Origin of the sequence: Alteromonas sp. K632G (assembly GCF_017653625.1) — a bacterium.
GTDB classification, from domain to species: domain Bacteria; phylum Pseudomonadota; class Gammaproteobacteria; order Enterobacterales; family Alteromonadaceae; genus Alteromonas; species Alteromonas naphthalenivorans.
The window spans coordinates 57,656-74,441 of sequence record NZ_JAGGDM010000021.1; the positions used below are offsets into that span (position 1 = coordinate 57,656).

Consider the following 16,786-nt stretch of genomic DNA (forward strand, 5'->3'; position numbering starts at 1 on the left):
CGATTACGCTATCATGCGCCGCAGCAAAGTATAATTCGTGCAAAAAATAATCTAAGCCTTTGCTAAGAATCGTTTTGCCGTGTAACTATCATTTTTTGTCTTCATCATAGCCGTACATTTGTCGGGTGATGTGGCAGTAGCTAGCTTAAATCGCGTAAAGATCAGGAGCGGTTATCCGTGGAATTTTTCGAGAGTTATGGTCTCATTCTTATTCTCCTTGCTGCCGGTGTCGGCTTCATTATGGCTTGGGGTATTGGTGCAAATGACGTCGCCAATGCAATGGGAACATCTGTTGGTTCTAAAGCGTTAACAATAAAACAGGCAATTGTTATTGCCATGATTTTTGAGTTCGCCGGAGCATACTTGGCGGGTGGGGAAGTAACCTCTACCATTCGTAAGGGTATTATTGATCCAGAGTATTTTTCCGCTATTCCTGAGTACCTCGTACTCGGTATGATTTCGTCTCTGTTTGCAGCAGGTATATGGTTAGCCTTTGCATCTTGGCTAGGATGGCCTGTATCTACTACGCATTCTATTATTGGCGCTATTATCGGCTTTACCGCAACTGGCGTTAGTATGGACGCGGTAGCATGGGGCAAAGTAGGCGGCATTGTTGGTAGTTGGGTAGTGACGCCAGCTATTTCGGGCATTATTGCATACCTTATTTTCATGAGTGCCCATAAACTTATCTTTGAAACCAAATCTCCGTTTGAAAATGCCAAGCGTTATGTTCCGTTCTATATGGCACTAGCAGGCTTCATTATGTCGCTAGTTACCATTAAAAAAGGGCTTAAACACGTGGGCTTAGAAATGAGCGCCGTGAACGGTTATATATTGGCTGTGATTATCGCTATTATATTAGCCATAATTGGTAAGTGGTTTATTGGTCGCATGAAGTTCAGCGGTTCAGAAGACGCTGATTTACAAGCTGCCAATGTGGAAAAAGTGTTCGCCTTACTCATGGTTGTTACTGCCTGTTGTATGGCATTTGCGCATGGTTCAAATGATGTTGCTAACGCTATTGGGCCATTGGCTGCGGTAGTGAGTGTGGTGACATCTGGCGGTGAAATTAATGCCAGTGCCAACCTCGCATGGTGGATTTTACCGCTTGGTGGTTTGGGTATTGTGCTTGGTTTAGCCATATTCGGTCACCGCGTCATTAAAACTATCGGCCAAGGTATTACTCACCTTACGCCAAGCCGTGGTTTCGCGGCCGAATTAGCGGCAGCTACTACTGTAGTGATAGCGTCAGGAACCGGTCTTCCTATTTCAACTACGCAAACCCTTGTGGGCGCGGTGTTAGGTGTGGGGCTGGCCAGAGGCGTGTCTGCGCTTAATCTCGGCATCGTAAGAAATATTGTGGTGTCGTGGATTGTTACCCTGCCTGCAGGCGCAATTCTTTCCATTATTTTCTTCTTCGCACTGAAGGCAGCTTTCGGCGTTTAATTGCCTATTAAGATTTGAAAACAAAAACCGCGTTTAACGCGGTTTTTGTTTTTTTAATAACGCGTATATTTAAATAGCGCGGAAGCCCGCGCTATTTTGTATTCGCTACTCTTCAGCCTGTTCAGATTCATCAAGCTTGATGGGAGAGTCAAACCCCTCGGGCTTAATGCCTACCACCGCGCAGTTAAGTTGTTGAATAGTCTCTTCTGCCGTACCGCCCATAATAAAGCCTGGAACGCCAATACGGGCCACAGTACCCATTACAATAACATCAGTATTAAGTGATTTTGTGGTAGCCGCTATCTCTCTACGAGGATAACCATGCACAATATGCTTTTCAGGTTGCAAGAAGTCGATAATGTCAGGGGCTAGTTCACTTTCTAATTCGCTTAATAACGATTCGAGGGCTTGCTCTCTCTCGTCATGAATTTTGGCGAGGTCGGTTTCCATTTGGTCATTGTCTACGGTAATAAAACCATCTCGTACGATGTTCTCCGGGACTGCATCAAAAACATGCACAATATGAAGCTGTGCAAATTCCAACATAGCGATGCGGGCGGCATGGCGTAATATATCTAAATTAAGCTTTTTGCGAATTGAGATTTCGTGTTTAGGGTAGTGATAATTTAAATCGAGTGCCGCCACCACGTTTTTATATTGGCTACGGTTTTTCTTACTTAACACCCAAACCGGACAGGGGCATTTACGAAACAGGCGTATATCTAACCCGCCAAATAGGCGGTCTAAAAAGCCTTCTTCGCTTCGTTTAATAACCAAGTCGTAATGGTGTCTTAGCACGTCGGTTACAATATCAATCAGTGGGTGTCCGATTTTGACTACGGTTTGCACGGGGTACTCTTTCGACCATGTTTCTTCCTGCTCGGTAAGCCAATTTCTTGCCTGAGACTCCATAGATTGGTGTGAGTCGATATAGGCAAATGACTCCATTACCATATTTGCATTAGGGGGCAGGGCTTCTAAGGTAAGCATAATGGTTAGTGATGCTTGATTGCTCTTTGCAATATGAATGGCCTGGGCAACCACATCGTCTTGGCGATGTGAGTCACTGAGTACACATAAAATATTAGTAAAATGGCTGTCCATAGAAATCCTTAGCTATTGAGGCGCTATACGTTCTTATTCTTCATCCTAACGCTTGATTTGCAAGCTTGCTACCTTGAAAGCATGATTTACATCATAACAAAGTGCGATTTCATAAAAGGGTAATAACCGTATTCTTATTGGGTCTTTTGTAATCTTTGTGCTAGATTAAAACCTAATTTCCTAATCAGTAAAGAGTTGTTATGAAGTGGCCTAATCTCAAACACTTACATTACCTAGTTACCCTATATCAAGAGCAGCATTTTCACCGCGCTGCCCAGCGTTGTAATGTAAGCCAATCTACATTGAGCACGGCAATTCAAAACCTAGAAGAACATTTTGGTAGCCAGTTGCTGGAACGGGAACACAAGACCTTTGTGTTTACTTCATTGGGGTTAGATATTGTTGAACGAAGCAAGTTGCTGCTGCAAGAAGCCGGTGAGCTGGTGGAATACGCACAAAATGCAGGAAATTGGCAACGAGGTACACTGAAGCTAGGGGTTATCCCCACCATCGCGCCATTTTTGTTTGAAGGCATGTTGGGAGCATTTAACGCCTTCTTGCCTGACATCAACGTAGAGATGCAAGAAGACACGACAGAAAAGCTACTTCAGCAATTAATAGATGGGCGTTTAGACTTACTTATTTTAGCGTTACCGATGGAAACGCCAGGGTGTAAGCAAATGGTATTGGGGCACGACCCTTTCCATCTTGTGGCCCATGAAGAAATGGCTGACAAATTGCCCGATCCCGTCGATATTTCTTCTTTACCTAAGAAGAGTATTTTCTTACTGCAACAAGAGCACTGTATGACCGGCCACGCGGTTAGTGCATGTAACCTTCAGCACAGCGACCAAATAAGCTCTGTAGCTGCCAGTAGCTTGTACACTTTGGTTCAGCTAGCAAACAGTAAAATGGGTTATACCTTCTTACCCGAGCTTGCCATTAACCAATCTATCTTGGCACATACCAACTTAAAAAGTTTTGCCGCCGAAGAGCAAGGCTTTAGAGAAATAGGTTTAGTGTGGCGTTCAGGCACCACGCGTATGCAATTGTTTCGTCGTATTGGCGAAATCATCTCTCCTCTTCTCCCTGTTCCCACCCTTAAATAACGTTTTTGGCGAAAAAGTTTCAAACTTTTTCGCCCACTGCCTCGACTGTAAGAGTAGGGAATATAAAAAAACACCTATATCGCGGGGAACGCAGTGTTCATAAAACGGGATGAAAAACTCGTACAACAAGCATTAAAAGGCAACAGAAAAGCGTGGTTCACGCTTATTTCGCGCTATGAAACGGCCATGTACCAATACGGTATCCGCATGACCGGAAATAGCCATGACGCCTCTGATTTGATGCAGGATATTTTTGTCTCGGTTTATCGAAGCCTGGCGAATTATCGCGGCGACGGTACATTTAAAAGCTGGCTGTATCGAATAGCTCACTGTCGATGTATGGAGCTGTACCGAAAGCGAAAAGCGTTTACTGACATTGATGATATTTCAGAGCCTCTATGTGAAGCTTCATGCCCTGAAATGCAGCTTACCAGCGACCGCCAAAGTCGGGCGGTAACGCAAGCTATGCAAGCTTTGCCCTTGGCACAGAAAGCGGTGGTGGAGCTGAAATTTTTTGGGCAATTCACTTTTGAAGAAATTGCAGAGCAAATGGATATTTCGGTTAATACCGCCAAGTCGCGTTTGTATAGCGCACTAACCAAATTAAAGTTGGAGTTGGAATAAATGAATCAACCTGACCATACCAATGAAGCATTAATTATCGCGTGGGTAAACAACAGTCTTACCCAAGAACAGAAAGCGACATTTTCTAAAAAATACGCCCAAGATAGCGTGTTTGCCGCTGCGGCTGATAATGCCAGTGCTCTGGCAGGCTGCGCCAGTGAATTTGTTGCGCCCCCAGTGCCTGATTGGAATAAAGCACAGCTATTTCCAGCACAAGATAAATCGAGTTGGTTTCAGTGGCAAGGCTTCCCTGCACTGGCTTGTGCGCTATCCGCGGTTGCCATTGTATTGGTGTTTACGGGTATGCCCAATAAAGATAATGGGAAGTTACTAACGGCGCAAACACCAAGCAATGTAGATGCCGAGCAGCTATCAAGCTTGGTTGCCGAACAAGTACGTGTGCAAGTGCGCCAGCAAGTAAAACAGCAGCGGGAAATGTACCAAGAAGCGAATCAAGTGTTGTTTAAAGAATATGCACAATCACTTGCTGCACAGCAACAACAAACGAGTGCCGAACTCACTCAGTATTTATTGGCCTCTAGTCGAGAGGCGCGTAAGCAAGACTTTGCTGAGTTACTTCAATTTATTAACGATCAGCGCATTGATGATCAGCGATTTTACGCCCGTCAGTTCAGCAAATTACAAGATGAAATTGATGGCATAGGTATGGGATATAGCGTTGTGCTTCCCAACTCGAATTCAGCGTCTCCAGTAGACGAATAACCAATAGGTAGCCCTTATGAAAAGACTATTATCTCTTTGCTTACTAACTAGCGTTAGTGCATTAACCTTTGCCCAAAGTAATGCTACTTCTTATGCGTCTTTGTCAGATGAATTGGAAATTATGTCGGGCGTAATGAATACCGCTTTTCGCCAAAACGCCAACCCAAAAGGGTGGCGAGTATCGCGACTAGAAAGCAGTTATCTAGCGGGGCAGGGGGCAGTATTCACTGTGTCAGTACGCGGCAAAAGTGCTGATTGGATCCACGATATAGAAACCATGGTGGAAGGAATGCCAACCCCTCCAGCAGCGCCGGTTGCCCCAGAAGGTGGTGGTATTGTTTTTGAGCTAAGCCGTGAATGGGAAGATTTTGCAGGCGAAGCAAGCCGTCGAATTGCCGAGGTTTTTGAAGATAACAACGACCATATACATGATATCCGCTCTCGCTCTAGAGAATTAGCGTGGGAAACTCGCGAGCTAGAGCGCCGCAAGCGCGATATGTCTTTTGAATTAAGACAAGCTGATGACGATAGAAAAGAAGCGCTTGAAAAAGAAATGCAGGAAATTGAATCGTCTTTAGCATCTATAAGTGCGCAGTCAGCAGAGCTCGAAGAAGAGGTGCGTCATTTAGAAGGTGAGCGGCAAGCGAAACTAGCTAAGCAAAAAGAAAGTCGTCAGCAAGCCTATCGTTCATTTTTGGCTAATTTTGAAGCCAGCATTGGTAGCACATTTTGCCGATTTGGCGCAGGACTTCGGGGGTTACCTGAAGGAGAGCACGTCAGCATGATATTAAAAGACTTTGAATACGGCGATGATAACAACAAACACGACCGAATTTATGTGTTTAGCAAAGCGAATATAAAAGCGTGCGTGCAAGAGCGGATTGACGCCGAAGCGCTATTAACCAGCGCTACTATTTATACATTCTAGCTGTACTTTCACAACCAGCGCTAACTAAGGGGCGGTATGACCGAGTTCTGCTGCCCATTGTAGTTCGCCCCGCGACAACCCATTCGCCGAACTTGCCCCAAAGCTATGTAATGCACTGTATGCACTGTTTGAAGGCACGCGGCAATAATGACATAAGGCATAAAACAGTAAGCTACAGCGATGCTGTGAACCATAACAGTGTAAGTACACACTGGCGCCTTCAGTTAGCATCTGCGACAGTTCGTGCAGATATTGATGCAAGTGAACATCATCGGTAGGTGAATCTGCTGAAGGGTGTAAAAAAGGCAGCCATATCCATTCTAACCCGGCTGCTTTAGCACCATCGCGAATAATAGGGGCGTCTTCCTCTCCAGTTTGTACCGTAGCAAGGTGAGTCACACCCAACCCTTTTAATCTTGCATAGGTGTCTGATGTCGGTTTTTGCCCCAGACAGATTTTGCCAGCGATAAGTGAAAACCACGCAAGAGAGATTTGGCTATTTGTACCTTGAGATACAGATGGTGATTCGTTTTTATTCATACCACATAATAATATATTGAGAAATAATGGCAGCTGCACCCGCCTAATACGAACACATGCCAAATAGCATGAGTGTATTTTACCTTTTTCGCCACATAAAAACATACCCCAAGGCTAAAGCACAAACCACCCGCGACCAGTAACCACAAACCCGCCCCTGGTAGCGCAACATACAACGGGTAAATAAGCCCAATGGCAATCCATCCCATCAATAGGTAAGTCATTACGGATACTTTTGGAAAGCGGTGCTTAGCAACAAGTTTAAAGGCAACGCCACCTATTGCTAAACACCAAATTACCGCCGTCATGGTAATACCAAGCACGCCGCCAATAGACACTAATAATAAAGGTGTGTAAGTACCTGCTATCAGTAAATATATTGCGCTGTGGTCGAATAGCTTTAACCAGCCCTTTGCCCTATGGTGTGATGTTGCATGATAAAGGGTAGAGCTCAAAAACATAAGAATGAGCGTAGCACCGTATATTGCACCGGCAGTAATGGTTAGTGTGTTATCTGCACGGTAGAGCAGAAATACCATGCCTACAATGGCAGCAATAAAACCAACACCGTGACTGATACTATTAAGCCATTCTTCAAGTACAGAATAGGCTTTTGCCGTAATGCTTGTCATGATTTCCTCCAACTCTGCTTTCATCTAGCGGCCGAACTAATACTTTTTGCATCTAAGCGTTTTATCATTTTCATAGCACATGCGCTTTTCAGCGTACACTTGTTCGCTCAAGTATAACAGATGCGTAATCGGCGAGTATTACAATTTTAAATTGCACGTTAATGAAAACGTGATCTTAAGTATCTTTGATACTAAAAAATATTCGCCACTTATTTCATTGCGTTTGTGCGTTTGAATGACAATCGGTAAATGTGTTTAATGTAGCGTCTCGGTTAAGTTTTGAGGCTAGGTATTTGAAGTGAACATTTGAGCCAGATATTTGGTGGGCTGGAGTATCAATGAGGGTAAGGTAAGAAACTTAGGTAGGTTTATTATTACTGATTGTCGCTGCTATCTAACCCTTCAGGTTCGGCAAACATCAGATAATCATCGGGTGCCGCGACCTTATTCTGCTTAGCTTTATACATGGCGATATCTGCTAACTTTATTAAGGTATTCATGTTGCGACTCATGCGAGGGTAAAAAGCAACGCCCACACTCATAGAGACAACAGTGGGGGTTGTATCATCATTAAAATAAAACGGCTGCTTAATTCCTTTATTCACCTTTGATATGACTGTTTCAACCGCCTTTTCGTCTTCGGCCTGTAAAAGCAGTACAAATTCATCGCCTCCCCAGCGCACTGCCACATCAACTTTACGAATTTTGTCTCTTAATTGTTCAGATACGAAGATAAGTACTTCATCGCCCGCATCGTGACCGAAAATATCATTTACGGCTTTAAAGCCGTTCAGGTCGATTAGCGCGAGTGCAAAGTGATGGCCTTTATTCATCAACTTAGCAATGAGTTTTTCACCACCATTTCGATTGTATATGCCGGTTAGTGAGTCGAAGTCTGCTTGCAGTGCCAGATTTTGCAGTTCACGTTTTCGAGTTGAAATATCATTGAAGGTTATTTGATAAAAACGCTCGCCCTCTTCAGTCATCAACGGGCTGGCAATCAATTGAACCCAAATGGCGGTTTTATTATTCCCGGACTTCAGTTTAAATTCGCCAGTGGCAAACTCGTTACGGGAAAACGCTTCTAGCAGTGAGGTTTTTATTGCAGCAGGGTTTTCAAATAACTCTTCTAACAGTTCTCCATAGTCCTGTTTTTCTTCAAGGCCAATTTTTACAACAAGATCTATAAAAGCTTTATTCCTAAGTTCTATTATTCCACTTTCAGTCATTAACACCGTGGCTGACTTCGCATTTTCAAAAAGCATCCTAAAGCGCTTTTCCAAAAACTCAATTTCTTCTCTTAATTGCCTTTCTTGGGAGAACTGATCTTCGACTTTGCTTAACAGCTGATTGGTATCATGTACAAAAGCACCAATTTCACTGTCAGAGTGGTATTCAGGCACAGCAATACGCTGTGCTGTGCCTGGGGTAATTTCATGCAGTGAACGTCCCACACGAAGCATGGGGGAAATAATGATGTAGTAAGTAATGACTAAGGCAACAATACCCACAACAAGCGCTTCTACGTACAGTGAATAACTATTGTCGTTACTTATTTTCTCGGCTTGATGGATAATATGGTCAAAGTTTGGGTATATGTTGACCTCAGCTAATGCTTCTTCTGGTATGAAAGGGTGTCGGACTAGAAATACCCGAGGTTCTATGTTTTTGTTAATCGCATCGGTAACGTTGAGCTGATAATACAAAGCGTCACTTTTGATAGACGCCGCGAGAATTTTGTCACTTTTAACCAATCCATTAATCGCTTCTTTGGCTAAATCCTCTTCTTCTAAAAATGCCGCTATGGACGCGGTTGCACCAACTGTTCGATAAAGTTCTTCGATATCGTGGTTTGCTTCATCAAGCTCGTTCTCGTATGTGGCGCGGTAAAAAAACTCTGCGGTAGTTATCACTACCAACATGGCGGCAGCCACCAAGAAAAGTGCAAAACGAAAACCTAGACCACGAATATTAATCAAAACGATACACTACCTTCATCTTGTCGGTAACATAAGACTCGTAAACATAAGCTAAGGCGGACTCATCCTCTTCTAGTCGCTGCTTAACATCATCTATTGTCAGTTCGATTTCAGGCGGTTTAACGCGGCCTGAAAATTTTAACCTAGACCAATAGGCATTCACGCGAGCAGGGGGTAAACCGACTAATGCCTGGTAAAATTCTGCTTTAAGTTTAGCCTCAACTTCTATATCGATGGGCGTCGCTTGTTTTCCATTAGGAAATGCAGAGTACTTGCCCATAAATAGATTAATTAAGCCTTTTTTATCCAGTACTTCCATCTCATTTTTCTGATTTGTAACCACAACAATCTTCTCTGACGTGTATGCAAAGCAAGAGACGCTGTGTAATGCTATCAGCGCAGTTAGGATGAGGGGGACGGGGCTATAAAATTTCATATCAGCCCCTAAAAACTATAACTTAGAGCAAAAAACAGGGTATGCGCCACGTTATCATCTTCATCATTAACAACTAGCCCCTCACGGGCTCTCAGGCCGCTACCTCTTGCATTTATATCGGTTCGCTCAAGTTGTACTTTAAACGCGAGGTTTTCTTTTAAATCCCACCGCCAGCCTAAAGAGAATGAATGCTGATGATGTGCCAACGTACTGGCGACTTCTTCCACTAAGGTGGCTAATTCGGATGTACTTTTATTAATCGGAAAGCCTGGCTGTTCTTGGCTAAGGTAATAAGCGTCTGTTTTTACAAATGAATATAAAGCGTAGAAGGTATGCGCACCATAGAGATAACTTATATTCACAAATCCATTTAAAGAGTGCCTTAATGCAATTGAGTCAGAATCAATATGTGACAGCTCGCCAGATATTTCCCAATCGCCGAGATAGCGATTTAGATAAACAGAAGTGTATTGAATAGTTGCACCGCGTAAACTCAATGAGTTCGCAAAAGTGGTGGCGCCACTCCAAAACGGTTGCAGTTGCGCAACCGATGTCGCCACGAGCGCGGTGTCTCCATTATCATTTTTTGCTTCGGTTTGGGTGTGTTTGAATGCAATGCTCCAATCAAATGCTACAAACTCAATGCCTATTGAGCGCAAATCATTAAAGGTTATCGGGTTATAATCATTTCTGGTAAAGTCACTTTCTCCTCGGCCCCAGAAGGCCTTAATTAGTAAGTTAAAATCGCGGTAGGGTTTAAGGTAGCTGATATCCGCCCCATCAAAACTTCTGGTTGGAACAATACCATAAACCTCTGTAGGCACTTTCACCCAAGGGTAGGCGATTGATACGTCTCTGGTATCACTAAAGTGAAAGATATCGGCGGCGAGTCTCCCGGCTCTTACTTGCCACGAAGGAGTGATGTCATATCTTAAAAAGGCCATCTGCGTGATTGAGCCTAGGTTTTGTTCATCCTGCTCTCGATAAACAAATTGCCCAACAAAATCGAGGTTCCGTGAAAAACTGTAGTCGAACTGCACGCCAATTAAACTCAAAGGCTTAAAGGCAAAACCATCTTTCTTAGCTATCTCCGCTTGTGAACGATCGGTACGAAACTGATGATTACGAGTGTCAGCGGTTGCCGAAGCTAGCGTGGCAAACCCACTTACTTTTAGCTTGTCTTGTTCAGCTAAAACGCTAAAAGTTGTCAGCAAGCTCATCATTACCACAATGAGAGAAAACTGCTTTTTTATCATTTATGAATACCTGCTTCGTAGTCTGGTCTTGATTACTGTGACAAACGTTTATATTTTTGAATTTTGACAACTATAAGCATAGTAAAGAAACAAAAAAAAACGACTGATAAATCAGCCGTTTTTTATGAGTAGGTTAAAAAAGCAGTTGCAATGAGTTTTTAGTACCATACATCCACTGACTTTTGTAGCCTAGTAAGGCGTGCCAGCAAATGATCGGCATGGAAAATCTATAAATGCGAGCGTCATTGCTGCAAGTGCCCAGATTGAACCTGACTTTTTTTCGGTGACTGGTCCATTACGCCTTTCTTAGCCAGATACATTTCAATCAACGTTAAAGCACCCTTGTAGTTTATCCATTAATACAACAAGTTGCTTCGCTTCAGTTTTCGACATGCCATCTAGTTTGCATAGCATTTGCGCAGGCACATCAAGCGCTTTCAGCTTGGCGTTTTCACCTGCTTTCGACAGCACTACGCGGCGTACACGCTTATCATGTTCATCTTTAACCACACTCAATAATTCTTTTTGTTCTAGCTTTTTAAGGATCAGTGTCATAGCGCCGCCGTCTATCACGGTTTTATCGAGTAGCTCGGCAATGGTCACATTAGACTGTTCCCACAAAGCCATCATCACAACGTACTGTGGATAGGTAATATCAAGGCTTTTCAGTAGGGGACGATAGGCGCGAGTAAATGCATTAGATAGCGTATAAAAACGATGGCACAACTGACTTTCTAACTTAAGTGTGTCGGGCCCAAGCGCTTCCGATGAAAGTGCTTCTGATGAGAGCGCTTCAGCCCCTAAATCGCCGTGCATATATTCATCAAGCCTAGCTTTGTCAGACATGCGTGCTCCAGAAAGGATGTAGAGAGTAAAAAGATTATGATTAATATTTTGCATGCAAAAGACTTGATCTACAAGCCGCATTAGTGTTAATTTATTTTGCATGCAAAATAAATTGCATTTCTCATTCATCACTTATGTTCAATTGAATACTTAATTTGAGCAAGACCAAAGAGGATTTATACAATGCACACACTTCAACAGGTGGTTTATACCGGCACAGCAACGGCAACAGGCGGTCGTGAAGGTACAGCAAAATCAAGCGACGGAAGCTTAGACGTTACTCTTTCAACACCAAAAGCACTAGGTGGCGCGGGTGGCAGTGGCACTAACCCAGAGCAAATGTTTGCAGCTGGCTATTCAGCATGTTTCATTGGTGCGCTCAAGCATGTCGCTGCGGCTGAAAAAGTTAAACTGGGCAGCGATATTAGTGTAACTGGCGATGTATCAATTGGACCTATCGAAGTCGGTTTTGCTATTGCAGTAAAATTAAGTGTCGACTTGGGCGATATGGAGAAATCTGTAGCAGAGAGCCTAGTGGCAAAAGCGCACCAAGTATGCCCATACTCTAATGCCACTCGTGGCAATATTGATGTGCAAATTTCAGTAGCGTAAAACGCCTACTATTCGCTTTTTCCTGACCTCCTCCCTCACTAAATAATCACACTGCAATATACAGGTGGGGAAGGAGGTAAACGACAATTTAACTTTTGGTGTTGTAGCTTGTCGTTTTGGACTTAAGCATTAGGCTACTTCTTTGTTATTATGATTAAGACAGAAAAAATAACAGGAAGTATTATGAAGAATATAGGCTGGGTAGCCATTTGTGCGCCAATGTTGTTTGCGTGTAGCGAACAACCCTCACAAGAAATTACAACACCATCAACGGTTTCTGATAGCGCGGATAGCAAAATTGCTGCCGAGAGCGCAGTATCTAAAGTAGATGTGATCAGTGAAATAGAAGCGGGTAAAGATTACCACTCATTCGCCAACCCATCCGAAGTACGGGTAACCCACTTAGATTTAGACCTAACGGCAGATTTTGAAACGTCAAAATTATCCGGCAGTGCTACATTAACCGTTGAGCGCAGTGCGCCTAACTTCAATACGGTTGTTCTTGATACCCGTGCACTGGATATTACATCGGTAACCGTTAACGATGAAGCCGTGCCTTTTGATATGGGCGACGCCGATCCTGAACTTGGCACGCCACTTTCTGTTGAATTGCCTGAAGGTGCAGACAAGCTAACGATTGCTTATTCTACCTCGCCTGAAGCGTCGGGTGTACAGTGGTTAACCCCAGCGCAGACCGCTGGAAAGCAACATCCTTTCTTATTTACCCAAGCCCAAGCTATGCATGCGAGAAGCTTTATTCCACTGCAAGACTCTCCACAAGTTCGGGTAACCTACACGGCCACTATTCATACACCTGAAGCTTTATTGGCAGTGATGAGTGCTTCTAACGATCCTACTACGGCTCGTGATGGTGAGTACTCGTTTACTATGCCGCAGCCTGTACCGTCTTACTTAATTGCATTGGCAATTGGTGATTTGAAATTTAAGCCAATGGGCGAGCGCACGGGCGTTTATGCTGAACCTAGTGTGTTAGATGCCGCGGCGAAAGAGTTTGAAGATACCGAGGCCATGTTAGAAGTTACAGAAAAAACCTATGGTCCGTATCAATGGGATCGTTACGATTTACTGATTTTACCGCCTTCTTTCCCGTTTGGTGGTATGGAAAACCCACGCTTATCGTTTATTACGCCTACCGTTATCGCTGGCGATAAAAGCTTAGTGTCACTAATTGCGCATGAATTAGCGCACAGCTGGTCAGGTAATACGGTGACCAATGCCACGTGGCGTGACCTGTGGTTAAACGAAGGTTTCACCACCTATTTAACCTACCGTATTATGGAAATGATATACGGCCACGAGCGATTTAAAAAAGAAGCGGTGTTGGGGTACCAAGATTTACAAAACGACATACAAGCCCTAAACGAAGAAGATGAAATTTTAGCAATCGATCTTCGCGGAAGAAATCCAGACGATGTTTTCTCTAATATTCCTTACGAGAAAGGCGCGCTCTTTTTACGTGAAATTGAAAACAAAATTGGCCGTAAGAATTTCGATGCTTTTTTAATGCAGTACTTTGAAGATTTTGCGTTTAAGAGCATCACCACTGATACGTTTTTGGCCTATTTGGATGAAACCTTATTGGCACAATACCCAGATAAGTTGAGCAAAGCACGTATCGATACGTGGGTATTCGAGCCTGGAATTCCTGAAGGGGCACCTGTGCCAGTGTCTGATGCCTTCGATAAAATCGATACCACTCGCAGTGCCTGGTTAGCCGGTGAAGTCGAAGCGGTAAATATAGATACCGAGCTATGGACTGTGCACGAATGGTTATACTTCTTAAACAATATGCCAAATGAACTATCAGCGCAGCAATTAGCTGAATTAGATGCGGCGTTCTCGTTAACCACCACGCAAAATAACGAAATAGCCCATAGTTGGTTGATGATAGCGGTGGCAAATGAATACAAACCGGCCTACGACAGATTGTACGAGTACCTTGTTAAGATTGGTCGTAACAAGTTAGTTAAACCGCTGTATCGCGAGTTATCGAAAACCCCAGAAGGCAAAGCATTTGCTAAACGTGCGTTTGAAGAAGCAAAACCGGGTTATCATCCTTTAACCATAAGAGCCAATGAAGGCTTTGTGGAGTAAAAGCGATCTTTACAAGTCTTAAGGCGTAGAACTAATTAGGTAGCATCGGTAGCACTAGCGGGATTGTTAGCGCTACTGATGACTCATATTACCAATGTAATTGGTTCATGTAGCTAATACGCAATTAAGGAGACTGTATGTATACGCAAAAACTACAACCTGATTCTTCATTTCCCGATGTGCAAGTAACGCTGAGCACGGGTGAGGCTGTTTCATTAAGCAACAAACGTGAAGGCTGTGATTGGAAAATGGTGGTCGTTTATCGTGGCAAGCACTGTCCAATCTGCACCAAATACTTAAACGCGCTTGAAGACTACAAAGGGCGTTTGTTAGCGCTAGGCGTTGATCTAATCGCGGTATCTGCTGATAGTCAATCTCAGTTGAAAGAGCACCTTGAAGACCTATCAATTACGTTCCCTATTGCTTCGGGCTTAAGTGAAGAAGATATGAAGGGGCTAGGTTTATACATCTCGGTGCCTCGCAGCGAAAAGGAAACCGACCACAATTTCGCTGAACCTGCCTTGTTTATTTTAAATCAAGACAACACAATTCAAATCAGTGAGTTGGCGAATGCACCTTTTGTACGCCCTGATTTAGAACAGCTGGTTTCAGGTTTGGAATTTATTCGCGATCCAGAAAATGATTACCCCATTCGCGGCACCTTTAGCGGATAGCCTTGATGGATAGCGTTAATGAATAGCTTTGACGGCGACTAAAATTGCTGTTTGAGTAATTCTTTTAGAACCCAAAAGCCCGCTAAGCGGGCTTTTTTATGCTTATCACAACTACGTGTTATAAATGTAAGAAAAAGCTGGGAACACCCACACTCTTTAGGTGCTGTCAGGGCGTGTAAAATCAATTGCCATGGCGGCAGTTTTTTCTTGAAACTCGTCGATAGTGTGACTTGGTAATTGCACATCAACAGTTACGTGCTGTGCATAGCTACAATTCACTACCTTGCCCGAAAATTGTTCGCATAAATGGCGGATAAATTGCTCGTGCTTAAAGTCTATATCAATAGAGACATCATAAAGACGCACTTCTTCCCGAGTTGGCAATTGTTCCATCGCTTGCTGCGCCGAGGCTGAGTAAGCTCGCACTAAACCACCAGCGCCCAACTTAATACCACCAAAGTAGCGGGTAACAATCACCATGACATCGCCTACACCTTTGTGCTGGAGAACGTTCAGGATAGGTTTTCCGGCCGTGCCACTTGGTTCGCCATCGTCAGCCATTGCTGCGCTGGATGGGGAATGAGGATTGCCAAGTAAATACGCCCAGCAATGATGACGAGCATCTGGGTATTGTTGCTTTACATTTGCTAGATGTGCCATAGCGGCTTCGCGGCTATCGGCGAAAGCGGCGAAGGCAATAAACTTGCTTTTTTTAATCTCGTACAGAGTTTCAATCTGTTGAGCGGGGACGGGATACGACATCACGCCATTGTACCTGAGTTTCGCTTTAGGCTAAATACAGGGACAACAGCGTTTTGTGTTTTACTACTTTATTAGAAATGACTCTGTATTAACGAAGTATGCCTGAAACCGTTTCCGATACGTTTGTCGCACCTTTAAGGATTTCATCCATCACGCCTTGTACTTGGGTGATTTGCTGACTGTTTAGGTCAACATTGTCTTTCACAGTCGCCATCTTGCTTGTCGATTTATTCGCAAGCTTACGGTTTTCTGCTACAACTGATTCAATTTCTACTGTTGAATCACTAGTACGCTGTGCAAGTTGACGAACTTCATCCGCAACCACGGCGAAACCACGACCTTGTTCTCCAGCTCTGGCCGCTTCAATAGCAGCATTCAGTGCCAGTAGGTTGGTTTGATCGGCAATTCCGCTAATAGTGGTTACAATAGTTTCAATTTTAAGCGATTGCTCACTAAGTTCATGCATAAGTTTGTTGGTTTGGTCAACTTCATCAAGTGCCACTTGGAATACATCAATACTACGTTGTAGCGATGACGCACCGTCTGCGGCAATTTGTGATGTTTCTTCTGCAGTAGATACAGCAAGCTCGGCGGCTTGTGAAATAGCATGCTTTTCTTGAACTTGCGCTGTTACATCAGACGCAAACTTTATAACTTTAACCACTTTACCCGTACCGTCGAACACAGGGTTGTACGTAGCTTCAAGCCATAACGTTTCTCTATCAGCATTGATTCGTTCAAAGGTTCCCGAAGAAAATTGGCCGTTTGCTAAGGACTGCCAAAACTGAGGGTTATTCTGATAGAAATCGTCTTTACAGAACATGCGGTGGTGCTTGCCTTTAATTTCATCAAGGCTGTACTTAACGGTCGCAGTAAAGTTTTCGTTCGCAGTAACAATGGTGCCATCAGGTTCAAACTCGATAACCGCCATCGACTTATTCAGAGCGTCGGTAATTGCTTTACCAGAGAAAACAGCGTTTTCTTGTTCGGTAACATCATG

At 43.7% G+C, this 16,786-nt stretch carries 17 protein-coding genes; 8 read left to right on the forward strand and 9 right to left on the reverse strand.

What is annotated here, in order from left to right:
* Positions 1 to 177 precede the first annotated feature (177 nt).
* Positions 178 to 1,446 carry an inorganic phosphate transporter gene (locus J5X92_RS18070; RefSeq protein WP_013785310.1) on the forward strand — a complete coding sequence of 423 codons (1,269 nt, stop codon included), beginning with the start codon at positions 178 to 180 and terminating at the stop codon, positions 1,444 to 1,446.
* A 105-nt stretch (positions 1,447 to 1,551) separates the two neighbouring features.
* On the opposite strand, the gene J5X92_RS18075 is transcribed toward J5X92_RS18070, so the two are convergent.
* Complete coding sequence (locus tag J5X92_RS18075) at positions 1,552 to 2,550, reverse strand: universal stress protein (RefSeq protein WP_126873053.1); 999 nt, start codon at positions 2,548 to 2,550, stop codon at positions 1,552 to 1,554.
* Between the two features lie 200 nt (positions 2,551 to 2,750).
* Here J5X92_RS18075 and J5X92_RS18080 point away from each other — a divergent pair, with 200 nt between their 5' ends.
* The 4 genes from J5X92_RS18080 to J5X92_RS18095 all read left to right on the forward strand — a co-directional run bounded on the left by J5X92_RS18080 (position 2,751) and on the right by J5X92_RS18095 (position 5,934).
* Positions 2,751 to 3,659, forward strand: a complete 909-nt coding sequence (locus tag J5X92_RS18080; protein ID WP_126873054.1) for a hydrogen peroxide-inducible genes activator — start codon at positions 2,751 to 2,753, stop codon at positions 3,657 to 3,659.
* Between the two features lie 93 nt (positions 3,660 to 3,752).
* Positions 3,753 to 4,283, forward strand: coding sequence for an RNA polymerase sigma factor (locus J5X92_RS18085; protein WP_159528936.1), 531 nt, complete (start codon positions 3,753 to 3,755; stop codon positions 4,281 to 4,283).
* Positions 4,284 to 5,006, forward strand: a complete 723-nt coding sequence (locus J5X92_RS18090; protein ID WP_208806236.1) for a hypothetical protein — start codon at positions 4,284 to 4,286, stop codon at positions 5,004 to 5,006.
* A gap of 16 nt (positions 5,007 to 5,022) precedes the next feature.
* The gene (locus J5X92_RS18095) at positions 5,023 to 5,934 is read left to right on the forward strand and encodes a hypothetical protein (protein ID WP_208806237.1); all 912 of its coding nucleotides are present in this window, start codon (positions 5,023 to 5,025) and stop codon (positions 5,932 to 5,934) included.
* Positions 5,935 to 5,958: 24 nt separating this feature from the next.
* Here the strand turns inward: J5X92_RS18095 and J5X92_RS18100 are convergent, their stop codons facing one another.
* From J5X92_RS18100 to J5X92_RS18125, 6 genes are all read right to left on the reverse strand, one after another.
* Positions 5,959 to 6,474 (reverse strand): hypothetical protein, encoded by a 516-nt coding sequence (locus J5X92_RS18100; RefSeq protein ID WP_013785304.1) that lies wholly within the window; start codon positions 6,472 to 6,474, stop codon positions 5,959 to 5,961.
* Positions 6,471 to 7,106, reverse strand: coding sequence for a hemolysin III family protein (locus J5X92_RS18105; RefSeq protein WP_013785303.1), 636 nt, complete (start codon positions 7,104 to 7,106; stop codon positions 6,471 to 6,473). Before J5X92_RS18105 ends, J5X92_RS18100 begins: the two co-directional genes overlap by 4 nt.
* A 374-nt stretch (positions 7,107 to 7,480) precedes the next feature.
* Positions 7,481 to 9,085: a sensor domain-containing diguanylate cyclase gene (locus J5X92_RS18110; protein ID WP_208806238.1), complete on the reverse strand. Its 1,605-nt coding sequence runs from the start codon at positions 9,083 to 9,085 to the stop codon at positions 7,481 to 7,483.
* Positions 9,078 to 9,521: a hypothetical protein gene (locus J5X92_RS18115; protein ID WP_041452582.1), complete on the reverse strand. Its 444-nt coding sequence runs from the start codon at positions 9,519 to 9,521 to the stop codon at positions 9,078 to 9,080. The genes J5X92_RS18110 and J5X92_RS18115 overlap by 8 nt, the downstream gene beginning before the upstream one ends.
* Before the next feature lie 8 nt (positions 9,522 to 9,529).
* A complete protein-coding gene (locus J5X92_RS18120; protein WP_126873061.1) occupies positions 9,530 to 10,777 on the reverse strand; it encodes a hypothetical protein in 1,248 nt (415 codons plus the stop codon).
* A gap of 321 nt (positions 10,778 to 11,098) precedes the next feature.
* Positions 11,099 to 11,623 (reverse strand): MarR family transcriptional regulator, encoded by a 525-nt coding sequence (locus J5X92_RS18125; RefSeq protein WP_244361033.1) that lies wholly within the window; start codon positions 11,621 to 11,623, stop codon positions 11,099 to 11,101.
* Between the two features lie 183 nt (positions 11,624 to 11,806).
* Here J5X92_RS18125 and J5X92_RS18130 point away from each other — a divergent pair, with 183 nt between their 5' ends.
* The 3 genes from J5X92_RS18130 to J5X92_RS18140 all read left to right on the forward strand — a co-directional run bounded on the left by J5X92_RS18130 (position 11,807) and on the right by J5X92_RS18140 (position 15,024).
* A complete protein-coding gene (locus J5X92_RS18130; protein WP_013785297.1) occupies positions 11,807 to 12,235 on the forward strand; it encodes an organic hydroperoxide resistance protein in 429 nt (142 codons plus the stop codon).
* Between the two features lie 183 nt (positions 12,236 to 12,418).
* Positions 12,419 to 14,350 carry a M1 family metallopeptidase gene (locus J5X92_RS18135; RefSeq protein ID WP_013785296.1) on the forward strand — a complete coding sequence of 644 codons (1,932 nt, stop codon included), beginning with the start codon at positions 12,419 to 12,421 and terminating at the stop codon, positions 14,348 to 14,350.
* Between the two features lie 137 nt (positions 14,351 to 14,487).
* A complete protein-coding gene (locus J5X92_RS18140; RefSeq protein WP_013785295.1) occupies positions 14,488 to 15,024 on the forward strand; it encodes a peroxiredoxin-like family protein in 537 nt (178 codons plus the stop codon).
* 156 nt (positions 15,025 to 15,180) lie between these two features.
* Here J5X92_RS18140 and J5X92_RS18145 read toward each other — a convergent pair whose 3' ends face one another.
* Positions 15,181 to 15,786 (reverse strand): YigZ family protein, encoded by a 606-nt coding sequence (locus tag J5X92_RS18145; protein ID WP_013785294.1) that lies wholly within the window; start codon positions 15,784 to 15,786, stop codon positions 15,181 to 15,183.
* 88 nt (positions 15,787 to 15,874) lie between these two features.
* Positions 15,875 to 16,717 carry a methyl-accepting chemotaxis protein gene (locus J5X92_RS21335; RefSeq protein ID WP_280115997.1) on the reverse strand — a complete coding sequence of 281 codons (843 nt, stop codon included), beginning with the start codon at positions 16,715 to 16,717 and terminating at the stop codon, positions 15,875 to 15,877.
* Positions 16,718 to 16,786 lie beyond the last annotated feature (69 nt).

What these genes read in the sequence shown, in the direction of transcription:
- J5X92_RS18075 (WP_126873053.1), bottom strand. Translation starts at nt 2,550, where the DNA reads ATGGACAGCCATTTTACTAATATTTTATGTGTACTCAGTGACTCACAT.
- J5X92_RS18080 (WP_126873054.1), top strand. Translation starts at nt 2,751, where the DNA reads ATGAAGTGGCCTAATCTCAAACACTTACATTACCTAGTTACCCTATAT.
- J5X92_RS18090 (WP_208806236.1), top strand. Translation starts at nt 4,284, where the DNA reads ATGAATCAACCTGACCATACCAATGAAGCATTAATTATCGCGTGGGTA.
- J5X92_RS18095 (WP_208806237.1), top strand. Translation starts at nt 5,023, where the DNA reads ATGAAAAGACTATTATCTCTTTGCTTACTAACTAGCGTTAGTGCATTA.
- J5X92_RS18100 (WP_013785304.1), bottom strand. Translation starts at nt 6,474, where the DNA reads ATGAATAAAAACGAATCACCATCTGTATCTCAAGGTACAAATAGCCAA.
- J5X92_RS18105 (WP_013785303.1), bottom strand. Translation starts at nt 7,106, where the DNA reads ATGACAAGCATTACGGCAAAAGCCTATTCTGTACTTGAAGAATGGCTT.
- J5X92_RS18115 (WP_041452582.1), bottom strand. Translation starts at nt 9,521, where the DNA reads ATGAAATTTTATAGCCCCGTCCCCCTCATCCTAACTGCGCTGATAGCA.
- J5X92_RS18120 (WP_126873061.1), bottom strand. Translation starts at nt 10,777, where the DNA reads ATGATAAAAAAGCAGTTTTCTCTCATTGTGGTAATGATGAGCTTGCTG.
- J5X92_RS18125 (WP_244361033.1), bottom strand. Translation starts at nt 11,623, where the DNA reads ATGTCTGACAAAGCTAGGCTTGATGAATATATGCACGGCGATTTAGGG.
- J5X92_RS18130 (WP_013785297.1), top strand. Translation starts at nt 11,807, where the DNA reads ATGCACACACTTCAACAGGTGGTTTATACCGGCACAGCAACGGCAACA.
- J5X92_RS18135 (WP_013785296.1), top strand. Translation starts at nt 12,419, where the DNA reads ATGAAGAATATAGGCTGGGTAGCCATTTGTGCGCCAATGTTGTTTGCG.
- J5X92_RS18140 (WP_013785295.1), top strand. Translation starts at nt 14,488, where the DNA reads ATGTATACGCAAAAACTACAACCTGATTCTTCATTTCCCGATGTGCAA.
- J5X92_RS18145 (WP_013785294.1), bottom strand. Translation starts at nt 15,786, where the DNA reads ATGTCGTATCCCGTCCCCGCTCAACAGATTGAAACTCTGTACGAGATT.
- J5X92_RS21335 (WP_280115997.1), bottom strand. Translation starts at nt 16,717, where the DNA reads ATGGCGGTTATCGAGTTTGAACCTGATGGCACCATTGTTACTGCGAAC.